At 65.5% G+C, this 24,532-nt stretch carries 25 protein-coding genes; 15 read left to right on the top strand and 10 right to left on the bottom strand.

Annotated features, from left to right (window positions below; translation table 11 throughout):
• Nucleotides 1-67 precede the first annotated feature (67 nt).
• On the bottom strand, nt 68-691 hold the full coding sequence (locus OIE68_RS26590) for an antibiotic biosynthesis monooxygenase (RefSeq protein ID WP_327093811.1): 624 nt from the start codon (nt 689-691) through the stop codon (nt 68-70).
• A 245-nt stretch (nt 692-936) separates the two neighbouring features.
• On the opposite strand from OIE68_RS26590, the gene OIE68_RS26585 reads away from it, so the two are divergent.
• On the top strand, nt 937-1,254 hold the full coding sequence (locus OIE68_RS26585; RefSeq protein ID WP_327093810.1) for a hypothetical protein: 318 nt from the start codon (nt 937-939) through the stop codon (nt 1,252-1,254).
• A gap of 234 nt (nt 1,255-1,488) precedes the next feature.
• Here OIE68_RS26585 and OIE68_RS26580 read toward each other — a convergent pair whose 3' ends face one another.
• Nucleotides 1,489-2,292, bottom strand: coding sequence for an SDR family oxidoreductase (locus OIE68_RS26580; protein ID WP_327093809.1), 804 nt, complete (start codon nt 2,290-2,292; stop codon nt 1,489-1,491).
• Nucleotides 2,293-2,432: 140 nt separating this feature from the next.
• Nucleotides 2,433-3,323 carry an alpha/beta hydrolase gene (locus OIE68_RS26575; protein WP_327093808.1) on the bottom strand — a complete coding sequence of 297 codons (891 nt, stop codon included), beginning with the start codon at nt 3,321-3,323 and terminating at the stop codon, nt 2,433-2,435.
• 110 nt (nt 3,324-3,433) lie between these two features.
• On the opposite strand from OIE68_RS26575, the gene OIE68_RS26570 reads away from it, so the two are divergent.
• Together OIE68_RS26570 and OIE68_RS26565 are read left to right on the top strand one after the other, a co-directional pair.
• Entirely contained in the window at nt 3,434-3,868 is a 435-nt protein-coding gene (locus tag OIE68_RS26570) for a universal stress protein (protein WP_327093807.1), read from the top strand.
• 91 nt (nt 3,869-3,959) lie between these two features.
• Complete coding sequence (locus tag OIE68_RS26565; RefSeq protein ID WP_327093806.1) at nt 3,960-4,811, top strand: GNAT family N-acetyltransferase; 852 nt, start codon at nt 3,960-3,962, stop codon at nt 4,809-4,811.
• On the opposite strand, the gene OIE68_RS26560 is transcribed toward OIE68_RS26565, so the two are convergent.
• Nucleotides 4,808-6,058, bottom strand: coding sequence for a KasA/KasB family beta-ketoacyl-ACP synthase (locus OIE68_RS26560; RefSeq protein ID WP_327093805.1), 1,251 nt, complete (start codon nt 6,056-6,058; stop codon nt 4,808-4,810). The genes OIE68_RS26565 and OIE68_RS26560 overlap by 4 nt on opposite strands.
• 453 nt (nt 6,059-6,511) lie before the next feature.
• On the opposite strand from OIE68_RS26560, the gene OIE68_RS26555 reads away from it, so the two are divergent.
• Nucleotides 6,512-7,219: a hypothetical protein gene (locus OIE68_RS26555; protein WP_327093804.1), complete on the top strand. Its 708-nt coding sequence runs from the start codon at nt 6,512-6,514 to the stop codon at nt 7,217-7,219.
• Nucleotides 7,220-7,228: 9 nt separating this feature from the next.
• Here OIE68_RS26555 and OIE68_RS26550 read toward each other — a convergent pair whose 3' ends face one another.
• Genes OIE68_RS26550 through OIE68_RS26540 form a run of 3 tightly spaced genes read right to left on the bottom strand, consistent with a single transcriptional unit; the run spans nt 7,229 to nt 8,485 of the window.
• Nucleotides 7,229-7,951 carry a uracil-DNA glycosylase gene (locus OIE68_RS26550; RefSeq protein WP_327093803.1) on the bottom strand — a complete coding sequence of 241 codons (723 nt, stop codon included), beginning with the start codon at nt 7,949-7,951 and terminating at the stop codon, nt 7,229-7,231.
• A 19-nt stretch (nt 7,952-7,970) separates the two neighbouring features.
• A complete protein-coding gene (locus tag OIE68_RS26545) occupies nt 7,971-8,123 on the bottom strand; it encodes a hypothetical protein (protein WP_327093802.1) in 153 nt (50 codons plus the stop codon).
• Nucleotides 8,117-8,485: a hypothetical protein gene (locus OIE68_RS26540; protein ID WP_327093801.1), complete on the bottom strand. Its 369-nt coding sequence runs from the start codon at nt 8,483-8,485 to the stop codon at nt 8,117-8,119. Before OIE68_RS26540 ends, OIE68_RS26545 begins: the two co-directional genes overlap by 7 nt.
• A 241-nt stretch (nt 8,486-8,726) precedes the next feature.
• Between OIE68_RS26540 and OIE68_RS26535 the strand changes: the two genes are divergently transcribed.
• The 7 genes from OIE68_RS26535 (at nt 8,727) to OIE68_RS26505 (ending at nt 16,982) form a co-directional block, all read left to right on the top strand.
• On the top strand, nt 8,727-9,170 hold the full coding sequence (locus OIE68_RS26535; RefSeq protein ID WP_327093800.1) for a GyrI-like domain-containing protein: 444 nt from the start codon (nt 8,727-8,729) through the stop codon (nt 9,168-9,170).
• Complete coding sequence (locus tag OIE68_RS26530) at nt 9,167-9,601, top strand: effector binding domain-containing protein (protein ID WP_327093799.1); 435 nt, start codon at nt 9,167-9,169, stop codon at nt 9,599-9,601. The genes OIE68_RS26535 and OIE68_RS26530 overlap by 4 nt, the downstream gene beginning before the upstream one ends.
• 256 nt (nt 9,602-9,857) lie before the next feature.
• Nucleotides 9,858-10,616 carry a hypothetical protein gene (locus OIE68_RS26525; RefSeq protein WP_327093798.1) on the top strand — a complete coding sequence of 253 codons (759 nt, stop codon included), beginning with the start codon at nt 9,858-9,860 and terminating at the stop codon, nt 10,614-10,616.
• The gene (locus OIE68_RS26520) at nt 10,613-12,760 is read left to right on the top strand and encodes an Rv1355c family protein (protein WP_327093797.1); all 2,148 of its coding nucleotides are present in this window, start codon (nt 10,613-10,615) and stop codon (nt 12,758-12,760) included. The genes OIE68_RS26525 and OIE68_RS26520 overlap by 4 nt, the downstream gene beginning before the upstream one ends.
• Nucleotides 12,761-12,827: 67 nt before the next feature.
• Nucleotides 12,828-14,645 carry a putative bifunctional diguanylate cyclase/phosphodiesterase gene (locus OIE68_RS26515; protein ID WP_327101816.1) on the top strand — a complete coding sequence of 606 codons (1,818 nt, stop codon included), beginning with the start codon at nt 12,828-12,830 and terminating at the stop codon, nt 14,643-14,645.
• Nucleotides 14,646-14,872: 227 nt separating this feature from the next.
• Nucleotides 14,873-16,000 carry a glycosyltransferase gene (locus OIE68_RS26510; protein WP_327093796.1) on the top strand — a complete coding sequence of 376 codons (1,128 nt, stop codon included), beginning with the start codon at nt 14,873-14,875 and terminating at the stop codon, nt 15,998-16,000.
• A gap of 103 nt (nt 16,001-16,103) precedes the next feature.
• Complete coding sequence (locus OIE68_RS26505) at nt 16,104-16,982, top strand: SDR family oxidoreductase (RefSeq protein ID WP_327093795.1); 879 nt, start codon at nt 16,104-16,106, stop codon at nt 16,980-16,982.
• Here OIE68_RS26505 and soxR read toward each other — a convergent pair.
• On the bottom strand, nt 16,951-17,436 hold the full coding sequence (soxR, locus tag OIE68_RS26500; RefSeq protein ID WP_327093794.1) for a redox-sensitive transcriptional activator SoxR: 486 nt from the start codon (nt 17,434-17,436) through the stop codon (nt 16,951-16,953). The genes OIE68_RS26505 and soxR overlap by 32 nt on opposite strands.
• Before the next feature lie 109 nt (nt 17,437-17,545).
• On the opposite strand from soxR, the gene arcA reads away from it, so the two are divergent.
• Together arcA and OIE68_RS26490 are read left to right on the top strand one after the other, a co-directional pair.
• The gene (arcA, locus tag OIE68_RS26495; protein ID WP_327093793.1) at nt 17,546-18,862 is read left to right on the top strand and encodes an arginine deiminase; all 1,317 of its coding nucleotides are present in this window, start codon (nt 17,546-17,548) and stop codon (nt 18,860-18,862) included.
• A 7-nt stretch (nt 18,863-18,869) separates the two neighbouring features.
• Nucleotides 18,870-19,229: a GntR family transcriptional regulator gene (locus tag OIE68_RS26490; RefSeq protein ID WP_040695379.1), complete on the top strand. Its 360-nt coding sequence runs from the start codon at nt 18,870-18,872 to the stop codon at nt 19,227-19,229.
• 3 nt (nt 19,230-19,232) lie between these two features.
• Here the strand turns inward: OIE68_RS26490 and OIE68_RS26485 are convergent, their stop codons facing one another.
• Nucleotides 19,233-20,834 carry a dolichyl-phosphate-mannose--protein mannosyltransferase gene (locus OIE68_RS26485; RefSeq protein ID WP_327093792.1) on the bottom strand — a complete coding sequence of 534 codons (1,602 nt, stop codon included), beginning with the start codon at nt 20,832-20,834 and terminating at the stop codon, nt 19,233-19,235.
• 308 nt (nt 20,835-21,142) lie between these two features.
• Here OIE68_RS26485 and rsmI point away from each other — a divergent pair, with 308 nt between their 5' ends.
• Nucleotides 21,143-22,000 (top strand): 16S rRNA (cytidine(1402)-2'-O)-methyltransferase, encoded by an 858-nt coding sequence (rsmI, locus tag OIE68_RS26480; RefSeq protein WP_327093791.1) that lies wholly within the window; start codon nt 21,143-21,145, stop codon nt 21,998-22,000.
• A gap of 87 nt (nt 22,001-22,087) precedes the next feature.
• Complete coding sequence (locus OIE68_RS26475) at nt 22,088-22,840, top strand: isocitrate lyase/phosphoenolpyruvate mutase family protein (RefSeq protein ID WP_327093790.1); 753 nt, start codon at nt 22,088-22,090, stop codon at nt 22,838-22,840.
• A 93-nt stretch (nt 22,841-22,933) separates the two neighbouring features.
• On the opposite strand, the gene metG is transcribed toward OIE68_RS26475, so the two are convergent.
• Complete coding sequence (gene metG, locus OIE68_RS26470; protein WP_327101815.1) at nt 22,934-24,520, bottom strand: methionine--tRNA ligase; 1,587 nt, start codon at nt 24,518-24,520, stop codon at nt 22,934-22,936.
• Between the last annotated feature and the right edge of the window lie 12 nt (nt 24,521-24,532).

Raw genomic sequence — 24,532 nt, 5'->3', positions numbered from 1 at the left:
GTACGACAAGATAATGACGCCGACGACTCCCGACCGGTCAACCGGTCGGGAGTCGCAGCCGTGCGATCTACACCAATTCGGGGACGCGGAGGTGGGCGATGGCCAACTCGAATTCGCACATGTCGACCACCTCCATGCCGGCTTGACGGGTGATTCGCTCGCGCAGAGCGTTTGCCTCTTCGCGATTGTGTTCCATCGCGTCGGCGGTGTCGAAGGTGACGCAGGAGACGCCACGGCCGGATCCGCGCTCGACCAGGAGGCTCGCGCTGCAGAAACCCTCGAGAGATTCCATGCCGGGCAGGGCTTGGGATTTGTAGGTCTCGATTCCCGCGTCCTGTCGATCCGGGTTTGTCCTCATCCAGACTGCGCGGGCGCAGGCACCCTGCTGGACGCGGTGGTCACGATGTAGGACGGCGATTTCCCACTGCTCGATTTGGGTGCCGCCGCCGCCGAATGCCGCGGCCGCACGATCTCGAATGGGGCGAACCCGGTCAGCGCTGCGGTTCATCGCATCCTCGGTTTCCCATGAGGTAGTAACGATGCACCGGCCGGACTGGCGATCGACCAGCAACGATAGTCCGACACAGCCGGGTATGTCTTCAACAGCCGGCATTACTTCGTCACGTACGTGCGCAATCCCGGCATCGATAGCGGAGGGTTGCGCCTGAATAGTGGTAGAACGTGCGTACACGAGCGACTCCCTCGGTGTTCAGGGCAGCACCCCGGTGGCGCCACCGACATATTCACACTGCTCCGCTGCGGCACTCATGGCAATAGGCTCAGCATACTTCGCGCAACATATGTTCGTGGCCGGAGACCACCGCTGCGGCTCGAGGAGTTTGCGGTAGCTGGATGCGGGGTACTTCCGGCGCTGAACGAATTCCAGGCAACGGCGGCCGTGGCAGTCAGTGAATCTGTCCGGCAAGAGGAATTATTATGTGGGACAAGCAGTTAGACCATATCGCCACGCATCGACAGCCCGAGAGCGGCGAATGGGACAGTGACGCAGTCGCTTTCGCTGAAATTGCGGATAACCTGGTTCGAAGTCTGCTCGATACCGGACTGCAGCTCAACAAGATCGGTATCGAATTCGACAGGGAGCCAGCCGCATCCGCGCAGGCGGATCGGACCCGAGATGCGATCAGCGACATCATCGACGACCTCGACCGCATAATCCGCGATGCCGGTCGGGCGGTTATCGCGGTGACTTCGACGCTGCCGAGGACAGAGTCGGGTATATCGCGGTACAGATGAACAAGGCGGCGACACTCGGCTGGTATTCGACGGCGTATTGCCGTTCCGGCCTCACCGCCGCAGCAGGTAGACGACTCATTTGCCTCGCGGCTGCGCTGCGTCGCGAACCTTGTCGGCATCGGCGGAAATCGCCCGGCAGTTGTTCGAGGCGAACGGGCGTATCTGCCGTGGACCTATCAGCTGCAGCCGGTGCCGTATATGCCGCCGATGATCACCGATCCGAGCCGCAAGCGATCACCGGGACAACCCGTAGGCCCTGGCGATGACCTTCTCGATGACCGTGCGCGGCAACAGGCGACGCAGCGCGAACATGGCGGGTGCATTGCTGCCGACCGCATACAGCGGCCGCGGCCGCCGGACCTCGACGGCGGCGACGATGGTGGCGGCAACCCGTTGTGGCGTAATGCCTTTGGCCTGCTGCTGATCGAGAGCGGTCATGAAGCGGGTGAAATCCGCGGTGTGCGGGGAGTTCTCGTCGATGTACTTGGTGCGCCGCTCACGCAGCCCGGTATCGATCTGGCCCGGTTCGACGGCGGTGATCCACACGCCGAACGGCGACTCCTCGAATCGAGCCGCCGTGGCGAATCCCCGCACGGCTGCCTTGGTTGCGACATAAGAGGACCGGTACGGCATCGGAAAACTGGCGAGCATCGAGCCGACCATGACCACCCGCCCATATCCACGGCTCCGCATTCCGGGAAGCACCGCCTGGGTGAGCGCGACCGGCCCGAGCACATTGAGCTGGAACAGCCGTTCGACCGCCGTGGTCGGTAGTTCGGCCAGCGGTCCGGCCTGGCTTTCGCCGGCATTGTTGATCAACACATCGACACCATCCAGCCCGTCGACGAATTCGCGGATCGACTCGGCATCGGTCAGATCGAGCGCGCGATAGTCGACATCCGCCACTCGGTCGGCGGCCGGGATCGACTCCGGATTCCGGCTCGTCCCGATCACTTGGAAGCCGCGCGCCACCAGGGCCGCGGCCGTTGCCTTTCCGATGCCGGACGACGCACCGGTCACGACTGCCAGTCGACTCATGACCGCGCCTCGCTAGCGCTCGGCACGGCCATGCCCGAGGGGCGCTGTGCTGTTGATTCGCTCGCTCACGGGTGTCTCTCCTCAGTTCGGCCAACGGTCGCATTATCCAGGCATGGGCGCGAAAGCCGGAGTGGCATGGGCTACTTCGTGTCTGCCGCGAGTTCGATCAAGCGGGCGCGGACGAGTTCGGGGCGTTCGTCGGCGACGAAATGTCCACAGCCGGTTACCGGTTCGAAGGTGTAGTCGTCGGCGCCGCGGGCGGTTTCGGCGGCGGCGAGGGAGCGGTGGACGGCGGGGTCGTCGACGCCGAAGAGGACGCGGATCGGGATGGTGACGCGGCGGCGTTCGGGATGACGTGCGGCATCCGGGATTTCACGCAGCCAGAAGGTGCGGTAGGTGTCGGTGGCGGCGCGGGCGCAGACCGGATCGCGGAAGCGGTCGGCGAAGATGCGGATCACTTCGGGACTGACCTTGCTGCGGTCGGTGATCGCCCCGCTGATGAGCCATTCGAGGAAGCGGGTGCGCTGCTGCAGCGGTACGCCCACCGTGGCGACCAGCGGCTGGTAGGTGAGGAAGCGCCAGATCTGTCGCATGACCGTCGTCGGCTTTACCCACGGATGGGCCATATTCAGCACCAGGTAGCCATCGAAGCGGTCGGGTTCGCGCAGCACCATGCGATAACCGATGTAGCCGCCCCAGTCGTGGCCGACGAGCAGCACTCGCTCCAGGCCGAGCGCATCGAGCAGCGCAAACACATCGGAGGCGACCTCCTCCTTCGACCACCGATGCGGCGCGGGACCCGACCAGCCGTATCCGGGCAGGTCAGGGGCGATGATCCGGAGTCCCTCGGGCGGGTCGGCGAGGAGATCCCGATAGGCGTAGTGGTGCTGTGGCCAGCCGTGCAGCAGCACGACCGGGCGGCCGTCCTCGGGTCCGGATTCGGTGACGTGGAACCGGACATCGCGGGCTGTCACGAACGACCGGCGCACACCGGAGATGACTGGCGGTTCGGTACCGTCGGTAACAGGCATACGCTCACGATAGTTCGCCGCCCGTCTGCCGAACCACCTTCTGGAGTCGGATTCGGACCACCACCCGTGGTCGGATAGCGCGTCGCCGGAGCGAGGATCAGACTGGAGGTGTGTTCCAGCGGATCGTGGTGGGATACGACGGCTCACCCGGCGCCAGGGAAGCTCTGCGGATGGCACTCGAGTTGGCCGCCGCGAATAAGTCCGTGCTCACCGTGGTCGCGGTGGAGGAGCATCGTCCGCACTATGGGCCGGTGATAGGGGAGATCGAGGAGGAGTTCTCGGTCGAGGAGGTGGCCAGCCGCCGCTGGCTCGCCGCGGCTGCCGAGACGGCTGCCGAGCGCGGCATAGCCATCGAAGCCGAAATCCGAGCCGGGCACCCCGCGCATGAACTCGCCGTCGCCGCCGCACACCACGAGGCGGATCTGCTGGTCCTCGGCCGCAGTGGTCATTCGGCGATCTGGGGTCGATTCATCGGTGCGACCGCCGAGAAGGCCGCCCGCCACGCCGACTGCTCGGTCCTTATCGCTCAGGACGGCCACAAGTGAATCGATGACCGAACCAGAACGAGCGACACGCCGAACCGCCCGGCGGTAAAACCAGGTGAATCCAGTGCTACCGACAAGGTAGGAATGCCTCATGCTGACTGAATTCGCCCCTGGTTTGTTCGCCGGACAGGACCTCGCCGCGCGGGTCGAGCACGCCGAACGGACGCTGATCGAGGAGGGCGCTCGCGCGGCCGCCCGCCGGGACCCGCAGCAGCGAGTGCTGGTGCGCCCCATCGGCGGCGGCCTCGCGGTGTGGGCGGGCCCGGGTTCACCGCTCGACAAGGTAGTCGGCGTCGGTATGAACGGCGCTGCCTTCGATGACGCCGAGCTGGACGCGGTCGAACAAGCCTTCGCCGAGCGGGAGGCGCCGGTCCAGGTCGAGGTCTCCACGCTGGCCGATCCGGCCGTTGTCGAACGCCTGACGCGCCGCGGCTACGTGCTGTTCGGATTCGAGAACGTGTTGGGCTTGCGGCTCGAGCCTGGGCGGCAGGCGCAGCCGGCCGAGGACATCGAGATCCGCGATGTCGGGCACGACGAATTCGAGACCTGGGTGAACGTCGTCGTCGACGGCTTCGCCGCCCCGGATACCCAGGGCGTCGCCTCGCACGAGGAATTCCCGCGCGAGGCCGTCGAACAGGCCGAGCGGGACCTCACCGCGACGAGCGGTTTCGTCGGCTCGCTCGCCATGATCGACGGTAAGCCCGTCGGCGGCGCGAGCCTGCGCCTCAGCGACGGCGTAGCCCAATTATGCGGTGCGGCAACCCTTCCCGAATTCCGCCGCCGCGGTGTGCAGGGCGCACTGCTGTCGATGCGCCTCGCCGCCGCGGCGGCCGCCGGTTGTGACCTCGCGGTGGTTACGACACTGCCGGGTTCGAAGTCGCAGCAGAACGTGCAGAAGCTCGGATTCCAGCTGCTCTACCCGCGTGCCATTCTCGTTCGCTAGTACCGGCCGAAGGCGAGTGCGACATTGTGCCCGCCGAAGCCGAACGAGTTGTTGATCGCGTACTCGATCTCCTGGTTGCGCGCCTCGCCGTGCACGACATCCAGATCGATTTCGGGATCGAGGTTGTCCAGGTTCAGGGTCGGCGGCACGACGCCGTCGCGGATGCTGAGCACGGTCAGAATCGATTCCAGTGCGCCCACCGCGCCGATCGAATGTCCCAGTGCGGATTTCGGCGCATAGACCGAAGCGTGGTTACCCACGGCTTTGTTGATCGCGTTCGCCTCGGCGGTGTCACCGATGGGGGTAGCGGTCGCGTGGGCGTTGATGTGGGTGATGTCCTTCGGGGTGAGACCTGCGATCTGCATGGCCCGGGTCATCGCACGTGCCGCGCCATCGCCATCAGGGGCCGGAGCGACCAAATGGTAACCGTCGGAAGTGATGCCGGCACCGAGCAGGCGCGCGTGGATCGTCGCGCCACGGGCCTTGGCATGCTCCTCGGTCTCGATGACCATCAGTGCACCGGCCTCGCCGAAGACGAAACCGTCGCGATCCTTGTCGAAGGGACGCGAGGCGCCCTTCGGGTCGTCGTTGCGGGTGCTCATCGCGCGCATCATGGTGAACGCCGCGATCGGGAGTACATCGATGTATCCCTCGACGCCGCCGGTGACGACCATATCGGCGTCACCCATCGCAATCATGCGCCAGGCGTTGACAATCGCTTCCGACCCGGACGAGCACGCCGAGACCGGCGTGATCACGCCTGCCTTCGCCTTCAATTCCAGACCCACGACCGCCGAGGGACCATTCGGCATGATCATCTGCACGGCCAAGGGCGAAATCTTGCGGTAGCCACCGTTTTTCAGCTTGGTGTTCGCATCGGTGATCGCATCCGCGCCGCCGAGCCCGGTGCCGATCGCCACACCGAGCCGCTCGGGATCCACCTCCGGACTGCCCGCATTGCGCCACACCTCGCGCCCGAGCACCGTCGCGAGCTGCTCGACGTAGGCCATCCGACGCTGTTCGACCCGCGTCAGCAGGGTTTCGGGGCGAACCTTCAAGTGACCGCCGATGCGGACGGGCAGGTCGTACTCCTCGACGAAGGGATCCTCCAGCACGTCGATTCCGCTTTCGCCGTTGAGGAGTCCCTTCCAAGTCGCGTCGACATCACCCGCGATGGAGGTGGTCGCCGCGAGACTCGTCACGACGACATTCGGGAATCGCCCGTCGGCAGCAAAGAGGTTTCGCACGAGAGTCGCTCCTGGTTTCTCTTCCGATAACGCGGTTTTCGGTGTCCTGGCGAGTGCCTTATCTGAATTGGACAGGCGTTCGACGGACTACGGCGGCCGGACATCGTTGTCGTGCGGCATCGTCGCAGGCGTTCTACTATGCCGCCGCATGCACCGAAATGCGCTGCTGAGCTGGTATTTTCGCTGGACATCGTTCCCGGAAGAGCATACCGGCGCGGATTCCTCATGGTATGCCCGTCATTACGAACCTTCGGCCCGGCGCTTGTGGGAAACCTCCAAAGTCGCAGGAACCGCGCTCATCCGCGGGCGGTTCGGGCGTAGCGTGCTGGTCCATTGACCGGTTCTCTCCGGCCCATTCTGTCGCCTTACCGACGCATCTATGCAATCTTGTTATTGCACAACGGCATTGAAAGGGTCGCCCCAGCGGCACCGGTGAAGGGGTGTGGCGAGAGCATGGTGTCGTCGAACACAGCCGAGTCCGGCGGCAATACCGCCGCGCAGAGTTCACCCACCCCGCCGGCTGCCATCCCCCGGCACGTCGGCACGCGGGGGAGTCGCTCGGTCGATCCGCTGTGGCCGGGCATGCTCCCGCCCGGCCCCGCGCCACGTGTCCTCCCCCCGACGCGCCCGCACCGTCGGAAGCGGCGTCCGCCGCGTCGGCCCTGGTTGGTCGGCAGTGCCGCGGTCTTCGGGACGCTGGCGGCGGTGGCATTGGTGCTCGTGTACACGGCCGAGGCGAGCAATACCCGGCAGTCGACGGCCACGATCACCGATCGGGTGCTCGGCGGCGGACCGAACTGCGAGCCGACGCGCACCGAACAGCTGGTGCGCGGCAACGGAACCGGGTCGACCGAATCCGGGCCGGATGTGATCCTGGCCTTCCAATATGCCTACTATGTGACCCGCTCGGGCGCGGATGCCCGCGCGCTGACCACGGCGGATGCGGCGGTGTCCGCGGTCGCGTTGATCGATGCGGGCATCAAATCGATTCCGCCCGGCACCCAGCACTGCGTAATGATCACCCCGATGCCCGACGGTCGCTTCGACGTCGTCATCACCGAGTTCCGACTAGATGCGACGGTGCGCACCTATCGACAGTTCGTCACCGTCGCGCCCCACGAGGGCATCACCGTCATTACCAAGATCACCGCGCCGTCCTGAGTCTTCCGCTCAGCTCCGGCGGCCAGGAAGACCCGCAGCGGTCGCCGCGGCGGCCAGCACTGTTTCGAGCATTTCGGGGGTGAGCCGACCGGTGAAGGTGTTCTGCTGGCTGACGTGGTAGCAGCCGAACAGGTGCAGCGGCGCACGATCATCGACGGTCGGCGGCAGCACAACGTGAGCGCCGTGCCCGAATTTGGGACGCGGACGCGGCACGGTCCAGCCCGATGCGGCAAGTACCGGAAGCAGTGCCTGCCAGCCGAATGCGCCGAGTACGACCACCGCCCGCAATGTCGGTGTGAGCAGGCCCAATTCGGTCTTCAACCAGTGACTGCAGCGGTCTCGCTCGTCAGGTGTCGGCTTATTGTCGGGCGGCGCGCAGTGCACCGGTGCGGTGACCCGAGCACCGATCAGCCGCAGTCCGTCATCGCGGTGCACCGCCGTAGGTTGATTGGTCAGCCCGACGTTGTACATGGCGGCGTAGAGGAAATCCCCACTGCGGTCGCCGGTGAACATTCGCCCGGTTCTGTTGCCGCCGTGGGCGGCCGGGGCGAGCCCGACGATCAGCAGCTGAGCGTCATCCGGGCCGTAACCGGGAACCGCCCTGCCCCAATAGGTTTCGTCACGGTACGCCGCGCGCTTCTCCCTGGCCGCCCGTTCCCGCCAGGCGACCAGTCGCGGGCAGGCGAAGCAATCCGCGACCGCGGCGTCGAGTTCGGCGATGGTCTCGCACACGATCACATGGTGCCGCAGGTCATATCGGCGCGAGCAGGCCGGTCAGGTGGTCATGGGCGACGTGCGCGTGCAGCCGCACACCGGTGACCAGCGGGCCGTCGTCGGCATAGAGCACCGTTCCCGGCAGCCGATCGCGCACGCCGGTCAGCACCGAGGCGGCACCCATCAGCATCGAGGTGTGGCAGTCGTGGCCGCAGGCGTGCGAGACCGGGAACGGTCCGCCGGATAGTCGTTGTCCACGACCTTCGATACGAAATCGACACCGCACAGGTCGGGTACCGGCAGTGCGTCGATATCGGCGCGCAGCGCGATCGTCCGGTCGCCGTCCATGCCGCCGCGTAGCACGCCGGCGATGCCGGTGCGCACCTCGTCCAGCTTCAGCGAGCGCAGATGATCGGCGATGAGCGCGGCGGTATTCGACTCCCGGTTTGACAGCTCGGGATCCCGATGCAGATGGTGCCGCCACGTGATGACCTGATCGGCCACTTGTGCCGCGCGCCTGTCCAATTCGTCATAGATCGCGCCTGCAGTCATCTGAACTCCGTTCGTTGTGTCGGGATGCCGCATGATCAGCGATAGACGAGACGATCATGTCCACTATGCATCGATAGCCACTGGTTTGCGTACAGGTCGCACGACCAGTTCAGCGCGGCGGTGGGGTGTGCATAACGACGCGGACATGTGAGCCGGACCACGCGGTCGAGTTGATAGCATGGCCTTTCTGACCGACCGGATGCGGGCACCGCCCCCGGGTTCACCTCGAAAGAGTCTTTCCATGCAGTTTGAAATCGTCGAGCGAGACGAAACGTGGGTTGCCGGGCTCCCGGTGCGCAGCCCGAAACGTGCGCTCGGGGAACTGCGTGACCACGACCTCGAGGCCGCGTGGGCGGCAGTACTGCATCAGGAACTCGGCGGTCAACTGGCCAGCGCCTACACCGACTACTCCGGTGAACTCGGCACCTACAACACGCAGATCGTCGGCTATGAGTGCGTATCCTTCGGCGAGGTCACCCGCGGCCACCTGGTGGCGCGGCTACCGCGCGGCACCTATGCCAGGTTCTCCTCGGTCGGTAACTTCCCGCAGGTGATGACGGACCTGTGGACGCAGATCGCCTATGCCGAGGAACACAGCCAGATAAGACGCACCTACACCGGCGATTTCGAGTGTTATCCGCACGCCTACAAGATCGATCTCTACCTGGCGGTCGAGGCGCGATGACATACGCGATCGTGGTGCGCCGCGAGGCCATCTATGGCGGTCTGGTGGTGCCGCGGGTACGTCCGAGCTTCAAGGTCAGCAATAGCGACCTGATCGAATTCCTCAAGGATCGGCTGCGTGACCGCGCGGGCGCGGACCAGCCGATGTACACGGTGTACGTGCCGGATCCGGCCGGGAACTACAACGCCGTCGTGTGCTTCGAGTACTCCGATCCGGGTGCGGTTCCGGTCGGTGACGTACTGGTCAAGGTGCCCAAGGGGGTCTACGCCCGGTTCGAGCCGAACGGGGATTACCACGATCCGGTCGAGGATGTGTGGGCCCAGGTCGACGATGCGACGGCATCCGCTGAGATCACCCGTGCGTACCGGGAGGAAATCGAGATCTGGCGTGGGCCGGAGTCGGTCGAACTGTTCATCTCCATCCTGGTCTGAGATTGCGGCATATTAGCTGCGTCAGTACCGACTGGTCTCCACGATCTATTCGACGGCATGTTCGAGGGGTCTGACCTGCGGTAATTTGGCTACCGACTATTAGTTTTCGGAAGATTAACCAGATATCTGGTCAATTCTTGTCGTATGACGGATACTGCCCTAGGCAAACTCAACCGATCGGCGAGCCGTCTGGCGAGTCGGTCAGGCCGGCTCGATGACCGTGCAGATGTGCGGTAGCAAACGGAGTAGGAACACCATGACTGTCGAAACAATCGCAGTCGGCCCGGGGGGCACACGCGATGCCGAGGTGTTGCGGTTTCGCGACATGCATTCCGGATATGTCTTTCATGTCGCCACTCCGCAGGCTCATCCCGATCTGTGGCGCCGATATCTGCGCGGTGCGCTGCAGGTTTACCGGCATTACGGTGTTGATCACGCTTTGGAATACGACAGCGTTGTCGACGGCCGTTCGACGTCGTTGTTCTTCGCGGCCGTGGATCCGTCCGGCGTGGTCGTCGCGGGATTGCGGGCGCAGGGGCCCTATGGCGTGGCCGACGAAGTGCACGCATTACGCGCCTGGGCTGGTCGACCCGGTGCCGCCGAGTTGCGCGCGATGGTTGCCGACCGGATACCGGAAGGTGTGGTCGAGGTGAAAGCGGTCTGGGTCTCCCGAGCGGCCGAGCATCGTGCCGCGCTTGCCGCAGCGGTCTCTCGCTGTGTCGTGCACGCCGCCCGGCTGCTCGATGCCAGGTTCGGTTTCGTCACCACTGCCACGCGAAATATCGGTCTGTACCGCTCGAGCGGTGGGTATGTCGCCGATCGGATACTGGCGGTGCCCTATCCTGACGACCGCTATCGGACCATTCCGATGTGGTGGGATGACCGGACATATCGGTCATTAGCCACCAAATTGCAGAGTTCGTTGACTGCGCTGGAGCGTGCGGCACTCGATGCCTGGCTGTCGCCGCATGGTCGAGCGCCTGGATCAGGGATCGGAGGATTGGCGCAGGCATGAACGGTGAGCTCACCGCGGACCACCGCCCGCTGATTCTCGATGAAAATGCCACCGACGACGCACGGATCCTCGTGCAATTACGGAAATCGCCGCAGGTCCGCATTCTCGACCTGCGTGATGTGCTGCGCGCCGAACTCGCCAAGGTGCGTCGGCCGCCGGCGGATCTCGGTGGGCCGGAAACGGACCGTTGGGTCTATTACCCGTGGCGGCGCACGCTCGTCGGTTTGCCCGGTGAAAAGACATTTCGGGCAATTCGATTGGACCGCAACCAGAACAAGCTCACCCGCGCCGAACAGGAGCGTTGCGCCGGTCTCGCGATCGGGGTGGTCGGACAGAGCGTCGGGCACGCTGTCGCTTACACATTGGCCCTGGAAGGCACCTGCGGCTTATTGCGCCTGGCTGATTTCGACGATATCGAGCTGTCGAATCTGAATCGGGTGCCCGGCGGGATCTTCGATATCGGTGTGAACAAATCCATCGTGACCGCACGTCGGATCGCCGAACTCGATCCGTATCTGCCGGTCGAGGTCGCCACCGCGGGCGTGGACGAGGACAGCGTCGACGCATTCCTGCACGGGTTGTCGCTGGTCGTCGAGGAATGCGATTCGCTCGATATCAAGTTCGCCGTCCGGGAAGGTGCACGCCGACACCGCCTTCCGCTGTTGATGGATACCAGCGATCGCGGCCTGCTCGATGTCGAGCGCTACGACCTGGAACCGGACCGTCCGACGTTCCACGGTCTGCTCGGCGCGACGGTAGGCGCGGATCTGCGCGGGTTGTCCACCAAGGACAAGGCGCCGCACGTCATGCGGATTCTCGACCCGAAAGAGCTATCCGCGCGGATGGCGGCGAGTCTGGTCGAGATCGACGAAACCGTGACCACCTGGCCGCAACTCGGCGGTGACGTACAGCTGGGCGCGGCCATCGTGGCGGCGGCGGTGCGCCGGGTCGGGCTCGGGCACAAGTTGTCCTCGGGCCGGACCCGGTTCGATCTGGAGCGTGGTCTCGACGAGCTGGCCGAACCGGAGCCGGTGTGCGAGAAGGTGTCCGACGAATTTCCGGTGCCCGAAGGCGGTGTTCCGGACCCGCACGGGTCCGCCGTCGAGAAGGTCCTCGAATCCGCGCAGCGGGCGCCGTCGGGCGGCAATACCCAACCGTGGTACCTGCGGGTCGATGGCGACGAGCTGCGCATCGATCTCGTCCGAACCCGCTCGTCGGCACTGGATATCGGCTATCGCGCCAGCGCGGTATCGATCGGCGCGGCGCTCTACAACGCCCGCGCCGCGGCCGCCGCGCACGGCATACTCGGCGCGCACGAGTTCATCGAGAACAACTCCACCCCATTTTCAGCGGTGCTACACCTCGGCAACGGCACCGATGCCGCACTGGCCGCGGACTATCCGGCCACGCTGACCCGCGAGACGAACCGACACCTCGGCGCGGGCGCGCCGCTAGCCGATCATGTCCTACCTGCCCTGGACGCGGCCGCCACTGATGCGGCGGTCCATGCCATCACCGCACCCGATGAGCTCGCCGCCGCGGCCGCGCTGGTGGGCGAATCCGATCGCATTCGCTATCTGACTCCACGTCTGCATCAGGAGATGTTCGGCGAACTGCGCTGGCCCGGCGAGGATCCGCGCACCGGGATCGATATCCGGAGTATGGAATTGGCCGCCGACGAGCAGGCCAAAATTCAGATCGGGCAGCGCTCGGATGTCATGGATCGGCTGCGCGAATGGTCCGGCGGGACCGCGCTCGGCGAGTACAGCCGCGATCGCGTGCTGTCGAGTTCGGCGCTGCTCGCGATAACTTTTCCGCGTCGATCCGGAGCAGAGTCGGTATCACTTGCCGACTACGCCGGCGGCGGCGCGGCCGTGCAGCGGGTCTGGATCGCGGCGCAACGGCTCGGTCTTGCGGTGCAACCGGTCTCGCCTTTGTTCCTTTATGCGCGGCACCCCGACGAGCTGAAAGGGATTTCACCGGATTTCGCGGATACACTTACGTCACTTCAGGGCCGTTTCCTGGACCTGCTGGGAGTGCCTGGGCATGAGATCATGGCATTGGTGCTTCGCCTGAGCTATGCGGCAGCAGCCACGGTCCGCAGCAGGCGGCTTCCAGTGCCGGGCGCGGGCAACCGCAGCTAGCGCGATCGGAGATAGGGTGCCTCGGCGAACGCTCGACTCATTGGTGACCCAGGTCGCCTCCGAGTTGATGGGCGTCGACGCCACAACGATGGTGGCGGCGAGTGAACGCGTGCTGGCCAGGTTGGTCGAGCATTTCGATGTCGATTTCAGCTATCTACGCCATACCGATAGAGAGCAGCGGGCGACCGTGCTCATCGCGGAGTGGCCGCACCGTGGTGACATACCGGATCCGGACCCGCTGAAGATCGTGCATTTCGAGCACGCCGACTCGGTATTCCGGGAATTGGAACACGCGACCGAGCCGATCATTGTGCGGCCGTCCCAGCAATCCGCCGATTATCAGGAGACTATCCGGCGTTCGTCGGGTATTCCGCAGGTCGCGATGGCTGCGGTGCCGCTGTTGTCGCGCGGCGAGTCGACCGGCGTGCTGGGATTCATCAAACAGGGCGATCGCGACTGGAGCACCCGGGAACTGAACGTGCTCAAGGCGATCGCCGCACTCTTCGCCCAGTTGCAGGCGCGCGTCGTGGCCGAGGAACGATTGCGCTATATCGCCCTGCACGACGATCTGACCGGGTTGGCGAACCGGCGGGCGCTGCTCGAACATATGGAGGAGCGGCTCAGACAGGGAAGTCCCGGCCCGGTTGCCGCCTTCTTCCTCGATCTCGACCGGCTCAAAGCGCTCAACGATTTTCTCGGACATACCGCGGGGGACAACTTCATTCGCACGCTCTCCTCGCGATTGCGGGAGAATCTCGATTCCAATGACATGATCGCCCGACTCGGCGGCGACGAATTCGTCATCGTGCCGGCCAAACCGATGGATGCGGTGGCGGCCGAATTGGAGGCGACGCGGATTCAGCAGCTCATCGGACGGCGGGTGACCGTCGGCGGGGAATCGGTCAGCCGCGGCGCCAGCGTCGGTGTCGCGGTGGGTGTTCCGGGGGAGACCACGGTCGCGGATGTGCTGCGCCGGGCCGATCACGCGCTGCTGTCGGCGAAATCGGGCGGCGGCAACGGTGTCGCGGTCTTCACCGACGCCATGCGCGCGCAGTTCGAACTGCAGGACGATGTGGAGCTGAATCTGCGTGGCGCGGTCTCCGACGGCTCGCTGCTGCTGCACTATCAGCCCGAGGTCGATCTGCGCACCGGCCGGGTGGTGGCGCTGGAGGCGCTGGTGCGCTGGTTACATCCGACCAGGGGACTGCTGCCGCCCGGTGCGTTCGTCACAGTTGCCGAGGCCACCAATCTCGCGGGTGAGCTGGGGCGCTGGGTGATCCGCTCGGCCTGTGCTCAATTCGCCGAATGGCGCAGGCGGGGGCTGGCGGCGAATGTGGTGATGCGGATCAATGTTTCGCCGGTTCAGCTGGTCAGCCTGGATTTCGTGGAGCGGATCGAGGATATTCTGCGGCTGTTCGGGATCGACGGCAGTTCGGTCTGTCTGGAGATCACCGAACACGTGGTCGTGCAGGATCTGGCGCGCACCCAGGTCACGCTGCGCGGACTCAAGCGAATGGGCGTGCAGATCGCCATCGACGATTTCGGCACCGGATACAGCTCGCTCTCGCATCTGAAGGCGCTTCCGGTCGACGCGGTGAAGATCGACCGCGGCTTCGTGCAGCGCCTCGGCGCGAGCACCGATGATCTGGCGATCGTGAAATCCATTATCGGGTTGGCCGGGTCGTTCGGACTCGGTGTGGTCGGGGAAGGCGTCGAGACGCCGGTGGCCGCGCGGACCCTGGTCGGGCTGGGTTGCTATCGGGCGCAAGGGTTTCTGATCGCGCGGCCGATGCCCGCCGACGAGGTCGAGGCGCATCTGGCCGTCGGGCGCATCCCGCTGGATCTCGATCTGCCCAGGGCGGGCCGGGGCACCACGCGCGCGTGACCGGCACACCCGGTCCGTGACTGCTGATCGAAACGCTCGGCCATGACCAGGAGCCGACGCTGGGTCGCGGATGGTGATCGCACCAGGGATTGGGTGCGCGAAATCTCGGAAGTGCATCCGAGTGTGGTGCGAACCCGATACCCGTTAGCAGGGTCTTTCACGGGTGTTCATGCGGTGTTGGGCGCATCGGTTCCGGGGGGAACCCGATTCGCTGCACGATCGGCGATGTGCGCATCGTGCAGCTGGCGAACTTCTACGGTCCGCGGTCGGGTGGGCTGCGCACCGCTTTGCACCACTTGGGCGAGGGCTATGTTGCCGCCGGGCACGAAGTGGTGCTGATCGTGCCCGGACCGCGCCGGGCCGAGGAGATCCTGCCGACCGGTGCGGTGCGGATCACCCTGCCGGCCTTGGCGATTCCGTGGACCGGAGGCTATCGGGCGGCGGATCCGCGCCGGGTGGCCGATGTGCTGGCCGGGTTGCGGCCGGACGTGCTCGAGGTTTCGGACCGGCTGACGCTGCGGGGATTCGGACGCTGGGCGCGGACCCGCGACGTGGCGAGCGTAATGATCTCGCACGAGCGTCTGGACCGACTGCTCGGCCAGGTCATGCCCGGCCCGGTGGCTCGCCGATGCGCCGATATCGCCAATCGGCGGACTGCGGATGACTACGACATCGTGGTCTGCACAACGGAATTCGCGCGCGCGGAGTTCCTGCGCATCGACGCGCCCAATGTCGAACTGGTGCCGCTCGGAGTGGATCTGGAGCTGTTCAGCCCGCGTCGCCGCGACTATCGCTTGCGCGCCGATCTAGGCGTGCCAGGGCATCCGCTGCTGGTGCACTGCGGCAGATTGTCGGTGGAGAAGCGGGTGGATCGCAGCATCGAAGCCATCGGCGCGCTGCGCAAGGCGGGTATCGAGGCCCGGCTGGTCGTGGCGGGGGAGGGGCCGCGGCGGGAAGCCCTGGAGCGTCGGGCCCGTTCTTTGCCGCCGCTGACCGGCGGTCTGCCTGCGGTGCACTTCACCGGATTCATCACCGATCGGGCAATGGTGGCGAAACTACTTGCTACCGCCGATGTTTCGCTGGCACCGGGACCGCACGAAACCTTCGGACTCGCCGCACTAGAGGCATTGGCCGCAGGTACGCCGGTCGTCGCCAGCCGATCCTCAGCGCTCGCCGATATCGTCACCGCCGAATGCGGCGCGGTCGCCGCCGATCGCCCATCCGCCTTCGCCGAGGCGGTCACCGATGTGCTCGCGATGCCGACCGCCGGTCGCCGGAAGGCAGCGCGCAGCCGGGCTGAGCAGTTCACATGGCCGCGGGCTGTCGCGGGGATGCTGGCGGTGCTCGGGCGGTAACCTGCCGTCCCGATTCGAACTACCCGACCCGCTTCGGCCGTATGAACGTCGGAACGTGACGGTTGCCGCGTACCCTGCGTGCAACCGATTGGGGATATTCGAGATGGGATCCGGTGTGCTTGGCTTTGGGCGCAGGAAGACAGTGCGGGATGCGAAGGTGCTCGTCACCGGGGCGGCGAGCGGGATAGGCCGGGCGACCGCCGTGGCATCCGCGGCCGGGGGTGCCGAACTGGTGCTGACCGATATCAATGCCGAGGGCCTCGAGGATACGGTTCGCACCATCAAGGAGGCGGGCGGCACCGTGCTCGCCGCGCGTGCCCTGGATATCACCGACTACGACGCGGTCACCGCCTTCGCCACCGACGTGCATGCCGAATTCGGCAGCCTCGATATCGTCATGAATATCGCGGGCACCTCCATCTGGGGCACCGTCGAGAACTTCGAGCACCGCCACTGGCGCAAGATGGTGGACGTCAACCTGATGGGCCCCATCCATGTGATCGAGAACTTCGTGCCGCCGATGGTCCGGGCGAAACGCGGTGGGGCACTCGTGAATGTCTCCTCGGCGGCCGGAATCCTCGCGCTGCCATGGCACGCCGCCTACAGCGCGGGCAAATTCGGCATCCGCGGTGTTTCCGAGGTTCTGCGATTCGACCTACGGCGCCACGATATTTCGGTGCATCTGGTGGTGCCCGGCGCGGTGAACACACCGCTGGTGCAGAGCGTCGAGCTGGTCGGCGTGGACAGGGAAGACCCGAGGATAAAGCGACTCACCACCGCGTTCACCAAGCATGCCGCATCGCCGGAACATGTTGCGGCTGCGATCCTTCGCGGTATCGAGCGCAATCGGTTCCTCGTCTATACCTCTTTCGATATCCGCTTCGGCTATTGGTGGGCCCGCAAATTCGCCTACCCCTACGAATTCGTGATTCGCCGCACCAGCGATCGGTTCAGCAGGCTGCTGGCTTCGATGGGCAGTTGAGCGTCACATCGAGCACGCGGGCGCCCGGTCCCTGTTCGCCGAGGCGGTCGTGTTCGTTGACCAGTCGGCAGCTGCCGAGCGACAGGCAGCCGCAGCCGATGCAGCCGGTCAGGTTGTCGCGCAGGCGAGTCAGCTGGGTGATGCGGTCGTCGAGGTCGGCCTGCCATGTGGTGGACAGGGTCTCCCAGTCGCGCCGGGTCGGGGTGCGGCCTTCTGGGAGTTTGTCCAGTGCGGCGCGGATTTCGCTCAATGGAATGCCGACCCGCTGGGAGATGCGGATGAAGGCGACGCGACGCAGCGTTTCGCGCGCGTATCTGCGTTGATTTCCACTCGTGCGACGACTCGAAATGAGACCCTCGCGTTCGTAGAAGTGCAACGCGGAGACCGCTACTCCGCTACGCTCGGACAGCTGCCCGGGGGTCAGCTCCTTCGCTCGCCAATCGGTTGTCGACATCACGCTCCTCCATTCACCTAAACAATACTTCAGGTTAGGGTGTGCTGGGGTCGGAATCGGAGACACCCAATTGCGTGCTCTTACGCCCTCGGCGAACTACGGTCGGATCATGGGAGCAGACGTGGTGCGGGCGGGGCACGATGGCGGTGCGGACGATGAGTTGGACGGTGTCGGCGATCCGGGCGGTCGGCTAGCGGTCAGCTCGGAGGTCGGGACCCTGCGCACGGTGCTGCTGCACCGGCCCGGCGACGAATTGCGGCGGCTGACCCCGCGCAATAACGATCAATTGCTCTTCGACGGCATTCCCTGGGTCGAGCGGGCCCAGCAGGAGCACGACATCTTCTCCGGGGTGCTGCGCGAACGCGGAGTCGAGGTGCTGCTGCTCGCCGATCTGCTCGCCGAAACGCTCTCGGTCAGCGGCGCGGCCCGCATCCAGGGCATCTCCGGCGCGGTCGACGCACGCAAACTCGGACATATGCTGGCCGACGAGCTCGCGGCCTTCCTGCGCGGCGTCCGGGCCAGGGATCTGGCCAATATCCTGATGGCCGGGATGACCTTCGACGAACTGCCCTTCGAGGGGGACAACACCTCGCTGGTACGGCGCATGCACCACGGTGCGGATTTCGTCATCGATCCGCTGCCGAATCTGCTGTTCACCAGGGATTCGTCCTTCTGGGTCGGCCCGAGGGTGGCGATCACCTCACTCGCCCTGCCCGCCCGGATGCGCGAGACCTCGCTGACCGATCTCATCTACGCATTCCATCCGCGCTTCCTCGGCGTGCGGCGGGCCTACGAATCGCATACCGCGCCGATCGAGGGCGGTGATGTGCTGTTGCTCGCGCACGGCGTGGTCGCGGTCGGGGTCGGCGAGCGCACCTCGCCCGCGGGCGCGGAAGCGTTGGCGCGCAGTCTGTTCGACGACGATCTCGCCCACACGGTGCTGGTCGTCCCGATCGCGCAGAATCGCGCGACCATGCACCTGGACACGGTTTGCACCATGGTCGACACCGATGCCGTCGTGATGTATCCCGCGGTCCGGGATTCGCTGTGCGCGTTCACGATTCATCGCGAGGACGCTGGGCCCGATGCCTATTTCGGCGGCGGACGCAACGACCAGGCCCGGGTCAGCATGCGCGGCCCCGATCCGTTCCTGCCGGCGGCCGCGGATGCGATGGGCATCGGCAAGCTGCGGGTCATCGATACCGGGCTCGATGTGGTCACCGCCGAACGTGAGCAGTGGGACGACGGCAACAACACGCTGGCGCTCGCGCCCGGCGTGGTCGTCGCCTACGAGCGCAACGATATGACCAATGCGCGGCTCGAGGACGCGGGCATCGAGGTGCTGCGCATCCCGGGCTCCGAATTGGGTTCCGGCCGTGGCGGACCGCGGTGCATGTCCTGCCCGCTGTCCCGAGATGACGTGTGAGCGTGCGATGTTCACTATTACCGTGACCCACGATTCGTCGATTCCGCCCTACGAGCAGTTGCGGCTGGGTGTCATCGCGCAGGTGCGTTCGGGGGAGTTGACGGCGGGAACGAAGATCCCGACGGTGCGAGCTCTGGCCGCGCAACTCGGGCTGGCGCCGAATACGGTCGCTCGTGCCTATCGGGAACTCGAGGCCGATGGGGTCGTCGAAACCCGGGGCAGGCAAGGATCTTTCATCGCGTCCTCGGGTGACCCGACGAAAGATCTGGCAGGGCGCGCCGCAACTGATTACGTCGCCACCATTCGACGGCTCGGTCTCGATGACGAGGCGGCCCTGAAGTACGTCAGGGCGGCTCTGGAGAGTTAGTCCTCAGCGCCAACTGGGCAGCCAGAGATGGTCGTGCCAGTTACCGGGCGTAATCGGCAACGCGGTCAGAATCGGCCAGAGCCAGATGAAATTGGCGATCACCAGGCCGAGGTAGATGCAGACCGCGAGCAGTCCGAGACTGCGCCGTTCACTGGGCAGCGCGGGCAGATAGGTGCCCGCCGGACTTCGCGGTATGTGCACCGATCGGGCCGGGCCGAGAATATCGCCGCACACCAGAGCGATCCCCATCACCAGGAACGGGGCCAGCGGCACGGCGTAGAAGTAGTACATCTGCCGATCGAGGGTGAAGAACCAGGGAATGAGTCCGGCGCCGTATCCGGTGAGCACCGCCGCATAGCGCCAGTCCCGACGGACCACACTGCGCCACAGCATCCAGCCCAGCACCGGGAATGCGATCCACCAGATCGCCGGGGTGCCGATGAGCATCACGGCCTTCACGCACTGGGTCTGACCGCACCCGGTGACACCGGTGTCGGCGTAGTAGTAGAGCATCGGCCGCAGCCCCATCGACCAGGTCCACGGCTTGGATTCCCAGGGGTGATGGTTACCGGCCGAATTGGTCAGACCTTCGTGGAAGCGCAGCGTTTCGCCGCTGTAGTACCACAGCGAGCGCAGTGCATTCGGCAGCCACGACCACGGTCCATCGCGACCGACCTGATTGCCGACCGAATAGCGGAAGACGCCGTCCTCACTGGCGAACCAGGCCCAGTAGCTGGCCAGGTACACCCCGAGCGGAATCAGCACCAACGAGTACAGCGCGGGCCCGACATCACGCACCGCCGTGCCGACCCAGGGCCGACGCACACCGTAGGCGCGCCGCGCGGAGACGTCGAAATAGACGCTCATCAGCCCGAACGCGAGGATGAAGTACATCCCGGACCACTTTGTGCCGCAGGACAGTCCGAGCAGTACACCGGCGCCGAAGCGCCACCAGCGCACTCCTAGTCGCGGACCCCATTCGCTCGCATCGATTCGACCCTCGTAGTCCGCCTTGGCGATTCGGGCGCGCACCTCGTCGCGGTCCACGATCAGACAGCCGAATGCCGCGGTGACCAGCACACCCATGAAGATGTCGAGCATGCCGATGCGCGAGGAGACGAAGGTGAGTCCGTCGGCGATCAGCAGAATGCCCGCGATCGCGCCGACCAGGGTGGACCGCGCCATCCGGCGCACGATCCGGATGACCAGCAGCACCAGGATCGTGCCCGCCAGCGCCGCGCTGAATCGCCAACCCCAGCCGTTGTAGCCGAACATCCACTCACCCACCGCGATGAGCTGTTTGCCGATCGGGGGATGCACCACCAACCCGTATGCGGGATTGTCCTCGACGCCGCCGCCGGTGAGGATCTGCCAGGCCTGTGGCGCGTAATGCTTCTCGTCGAAGACCGGGGTGTAGGCGTCGGTCGGATAGTCCAACAGGATGAACCGCGTCAACGCCGCGATCGCGGTGAGTACCGCGGTGACCACCCACCCCTGGAGCTTGTCGAGCGGCCCGAAGTCGGGCGATGGACGCAGGGGCGCGGGGCTCGACCAAGAGGGCACGGCCTTGGCTAGGGTCGCGCGCTTGTCGGTCACCTGGGTCACGCCCCGATCGTATGCTGTGCGCGCCACCGTGACCCGCACCGGTGAGCGCGCCGCCGCGCGAATCACACCCTGAGCAGCGGGCCAGGTTTCACGAGATGAGTATCGACGTCGGCGTGATTACCCAGCACGAGATTCGTTTTCGTATGGTGAGAGAATCTTTCTCCAGCGAAGGTAACGACTGATTTCGTGAGGACATGGGTAACTCATCGGGTACGCCCAGAACTCGTCGCGCCCCCAACCGCCGGTCCGGCGACTAAGTCTCGAGGCGCTGACGACCGGCAAAAGGCCCGGGGAGGCGGAGGAGCGTGGTGGCGGACCAGGTGGGGCGATTGGTGCTGGCGGCGACGCCGATGGGCGAGATCGGCGATGCCTCACAGCGGCTACGCGAGGCGCTCGGATCCGCCGAGATCGTCGCGGCCGAGGACACCCGGCGCACCCGCTTCCTCGCCAAGGCCCTGGAGGTGGAAATCACCGGGCGGGTGCTGCGGTTCGACGACCACGTGGAGTCCGCCAAGATTCCGGCGCTGCTCGATGAGATCGAGGGCGGCAGCACGGTCCTGCTGGTTACCGATGCGGGCATGCCGTCGGTGAGCGATCCGGGCTATCGCATGGTGGTGGCCTGTGTCGAGCGTCAGCTGCCGGTCACCTGCCTGCCGGGACCGTCGGCGGTGACCACCGCCCTGGCATTGTCCGCGCTCCCGGTGGAACGCTTCTGCTTCGACGGATTCGCGCCGCGCAAATCCGGCCAGCGTCGAGAATGGTTGCGCACCTTGCTTAACGAGCCGCGCGCCTGCGTATTTTTCGAAGCGCCGCACCGGCTCGCCGACTGTCTGGCCGACGCGGTCGAGGTGCTCGGTGCCGACCGGCGGGCCGCGGTCTGCCGGGAACTGACCAAGACCTACGAGGAGGTCGTCCGCGGCAATCTCGGCGAACTAGCCGCCTGGGCGTTTGAAGGGGCGCGTGGTGAAATCACCGTCGTCCTCGAAGGCGCACAACCCGTCGCGGCCGATCCCGCCGATCTGGTCGACGAGGTCGAATCGTTGACCGCCGAGGGTATTCGTCTCAAGGACGCTTGCGCCCAGGTGGCCGCCGAGACCGGCGTTTCCCGCCGCGAACTGTACGACGCGGTACTGACCGCGCGGCGCAACGGTGGCGATAGTTCATAGCGCGACTCGCCATCGCCGACACTCCCGGGCTGCCGGATGGGGAGTGTCATAGTGCTATCGATCACGGGCGAGACGATGATCGGTGTCATGACCTCTTTGGAAAGCAAGGCGAAGGCGTTTCTCGAATTGCATGTCCCGGGCGATCCCGGTGTCTTTCCGACGGTATGGGATGCGTGGTCGGCGAATGTCGCTGTCGCGGCGGGATTTTCGGCGCTGACCCTCGGTAGTCATCCGGTCGCCGATTCGGTCGGGCGCAGCGATAAGGAAGGGATGACGTTCGCGGAGCTGTTGACCCGCGTCCGGCAGATCACCGGCGCGGTCGATGTTCCGGTCTCCGTCGATATCGAATCCGGTTACGGCCTCGAGCCCGCGCAGCTGATCGAGGGAGTGCTGGAAGCGGGCGCGATCGGCCTCAATATCGAGGACACGGTGCACAGCGAGGGCGGCCGGTTGCGCGGCGCCCACGAGCACGCCGATCTTGTGCACGGCCTGCGTCAGTTCGCCGATGCCGCAGGTGTGCACGTGGTCATCAATGCCCGCACCGACCTGTTCATGCGCGAGGACGGTGACGCGAGCGACCGCGTCGATCGCGCCATCGCGCGCCTGCGGCTGGCCGCCGCGGCGGGTGCGGATTCGCTGTTCCCGGCGGGTCGGCACTCCGATACCGATATGCGCCGACTGACCGGCGAATTGCCGCTGCCGATCAGTGCTGTCGGGCTGCCCGATAAGTCGGATAAGGCCGTCTTCGCCGAGCAGGGCGTCGGGCGCATCACCTTCGGCCCCATGCTGCAGTGGGCGCTGACCGCCGAGATCAATCGGCTGCTCGACCGCTGGAAGTAGCCCTCCCAGAGGTTCGGCCGAACCGAAGCGCTACCGCTTTATCGAGCGGTAGCGCTTCAGTAATGCAGTGATCTTCGCGTAGTCGGCCGCTGATTACTTCTTCGGCTCCACGTAGCGCGGGTAGACGGCTTCGGGCTCCGGCAATGGGGTGCCGGCGACCAGCCGGGTCGCGATATCGGCGAAGGTACGGTTCTGGCTGGCCAGCAGATCGAGGATCTTGCCGGCGGATTCGGGCATGACCGGCTGGACCAGGATGGCGACGATGCGTAGCAGTTCGATGGTCACGTAGAGCACCGTCGCCTCGCGGGCCAGCGACTCCTCGGTGCCGGTCTTGGCCAGCGCCCACGGCGCTTCCGCGGAGAAGTAGCGGTTGGCCTCACCGAGCGTCAGCCAGATCGCCTCCAACGCCAAATGCATTTGCTGGGCATCGAATTCGGTGCGGCAGCGCTCCAGTAGCTCGTTCGCACGGTCGAGCAGGGCGCGATCGGCATCGGTGAATTCGCCCGGGGTCGGCACCACACCACCGCAGTCGCGGGCGACCAGCTTCAGGCTGCGCTGCACCAGATTGCCGAATTCATTGGCCAGATCCGTATTGATCCGTCCGACGATCGCCTCGTGGCTGTAGCTGCCGTCCTGACCGTAGGAGATCTCGCGCAGCAGGAAGAAGCGCACCGCGTCCACGCCGTACTCGTCGACCAGCGCCAGCGGGTCGACGACATTGCCGACCGACTTGGACATCTTCTCGCCCTTGTTGTACAGGAACCCGTGCACGAAAACGCGCTTCGGCAACTCGATCCCGGCCGACATCAGGAACGCGGGCCAGTACACGGTGTGGAACCGGGTGATGTCCTTACCGATGATGTGCACGTCGGCGGGCCAGAACCGCTGGAACGCAACGGATTCCGTATCCGGGAAGCCGACGCCGGTGATGTAGTTGGTGAGCGCGTCCACCCACACGTACATCACATGATCGGGATGTCCGGGCACGGGCACGCCCCAGTCGAAGGTGGTGCGCGAAATGGACAGGTCTTTCAGACCCGCCTTCACATAACTCACCATCTCGTTGCGAGCCGTTGCGGGCGCGATGAATTCGGGATGTTCGTCGTAGAGCGCTAGCAGCTTGTCCTGGTAGTTCGACAGCCGGAAGAAGTAGTTCGACTCCTCGGTCCAGGTGACCGGCGTCTTCGATTCGGTCGAGATCCGGGTGCCGTCCTCGAGCAGCGTCGTTTCTTCCTCGGTGTAGAACGCCTCGTCGCGCACCGAGTACCAACCCGAGTAGTTGTCCAGGTAGATATCGCCGTTGACGAGCATCCGCTCCCAGATCGCGGCGCTGGCCACCTGGTGGTCGTCATCGGTGGTGCGGATGAAGCGGTCGTAGGAGATGTCGAGCGCCTTGTCCATCGCCTCGAACACATCCGAGTTGCGCGCGGCGAGCTCCTCCACCGGCACCCCCTCGGCGACCGCGGTCTGCTGCATCTTCTGCCCGTGCTCATCGGTCCCGGTCATGAAGAAGACGTCATAACCGTCGAGCCGCTTGAAGCGGGCGAGGGCGTCGGCCGAGATGTACTCGTACGCATGCCCGATGTGCGGCGCACCGTTCGGGTATGCGATGGCCGTTGTGATGTAGAAGGCGGGGCGGTCAGCTGCGGTCATGGTGCATCTACTGTAATGCGCGTGGATTCCGACGCTCAC

The sequence above is a fragment of the Nocardia vinacea genome (assembly GCF_035920345.1).
Lineage (GTDB): Bacteria > Actinomycetota > Actinomycetes > Mycobacteriales > Mycobacteriaceae > Nocardia > Nocardia vinacea_A.
The sequence above is the reverse complement of the archived record's forward strand: the minus strand, read 5'-3'. Positions and strand labels throughout refer to the sequence as shown.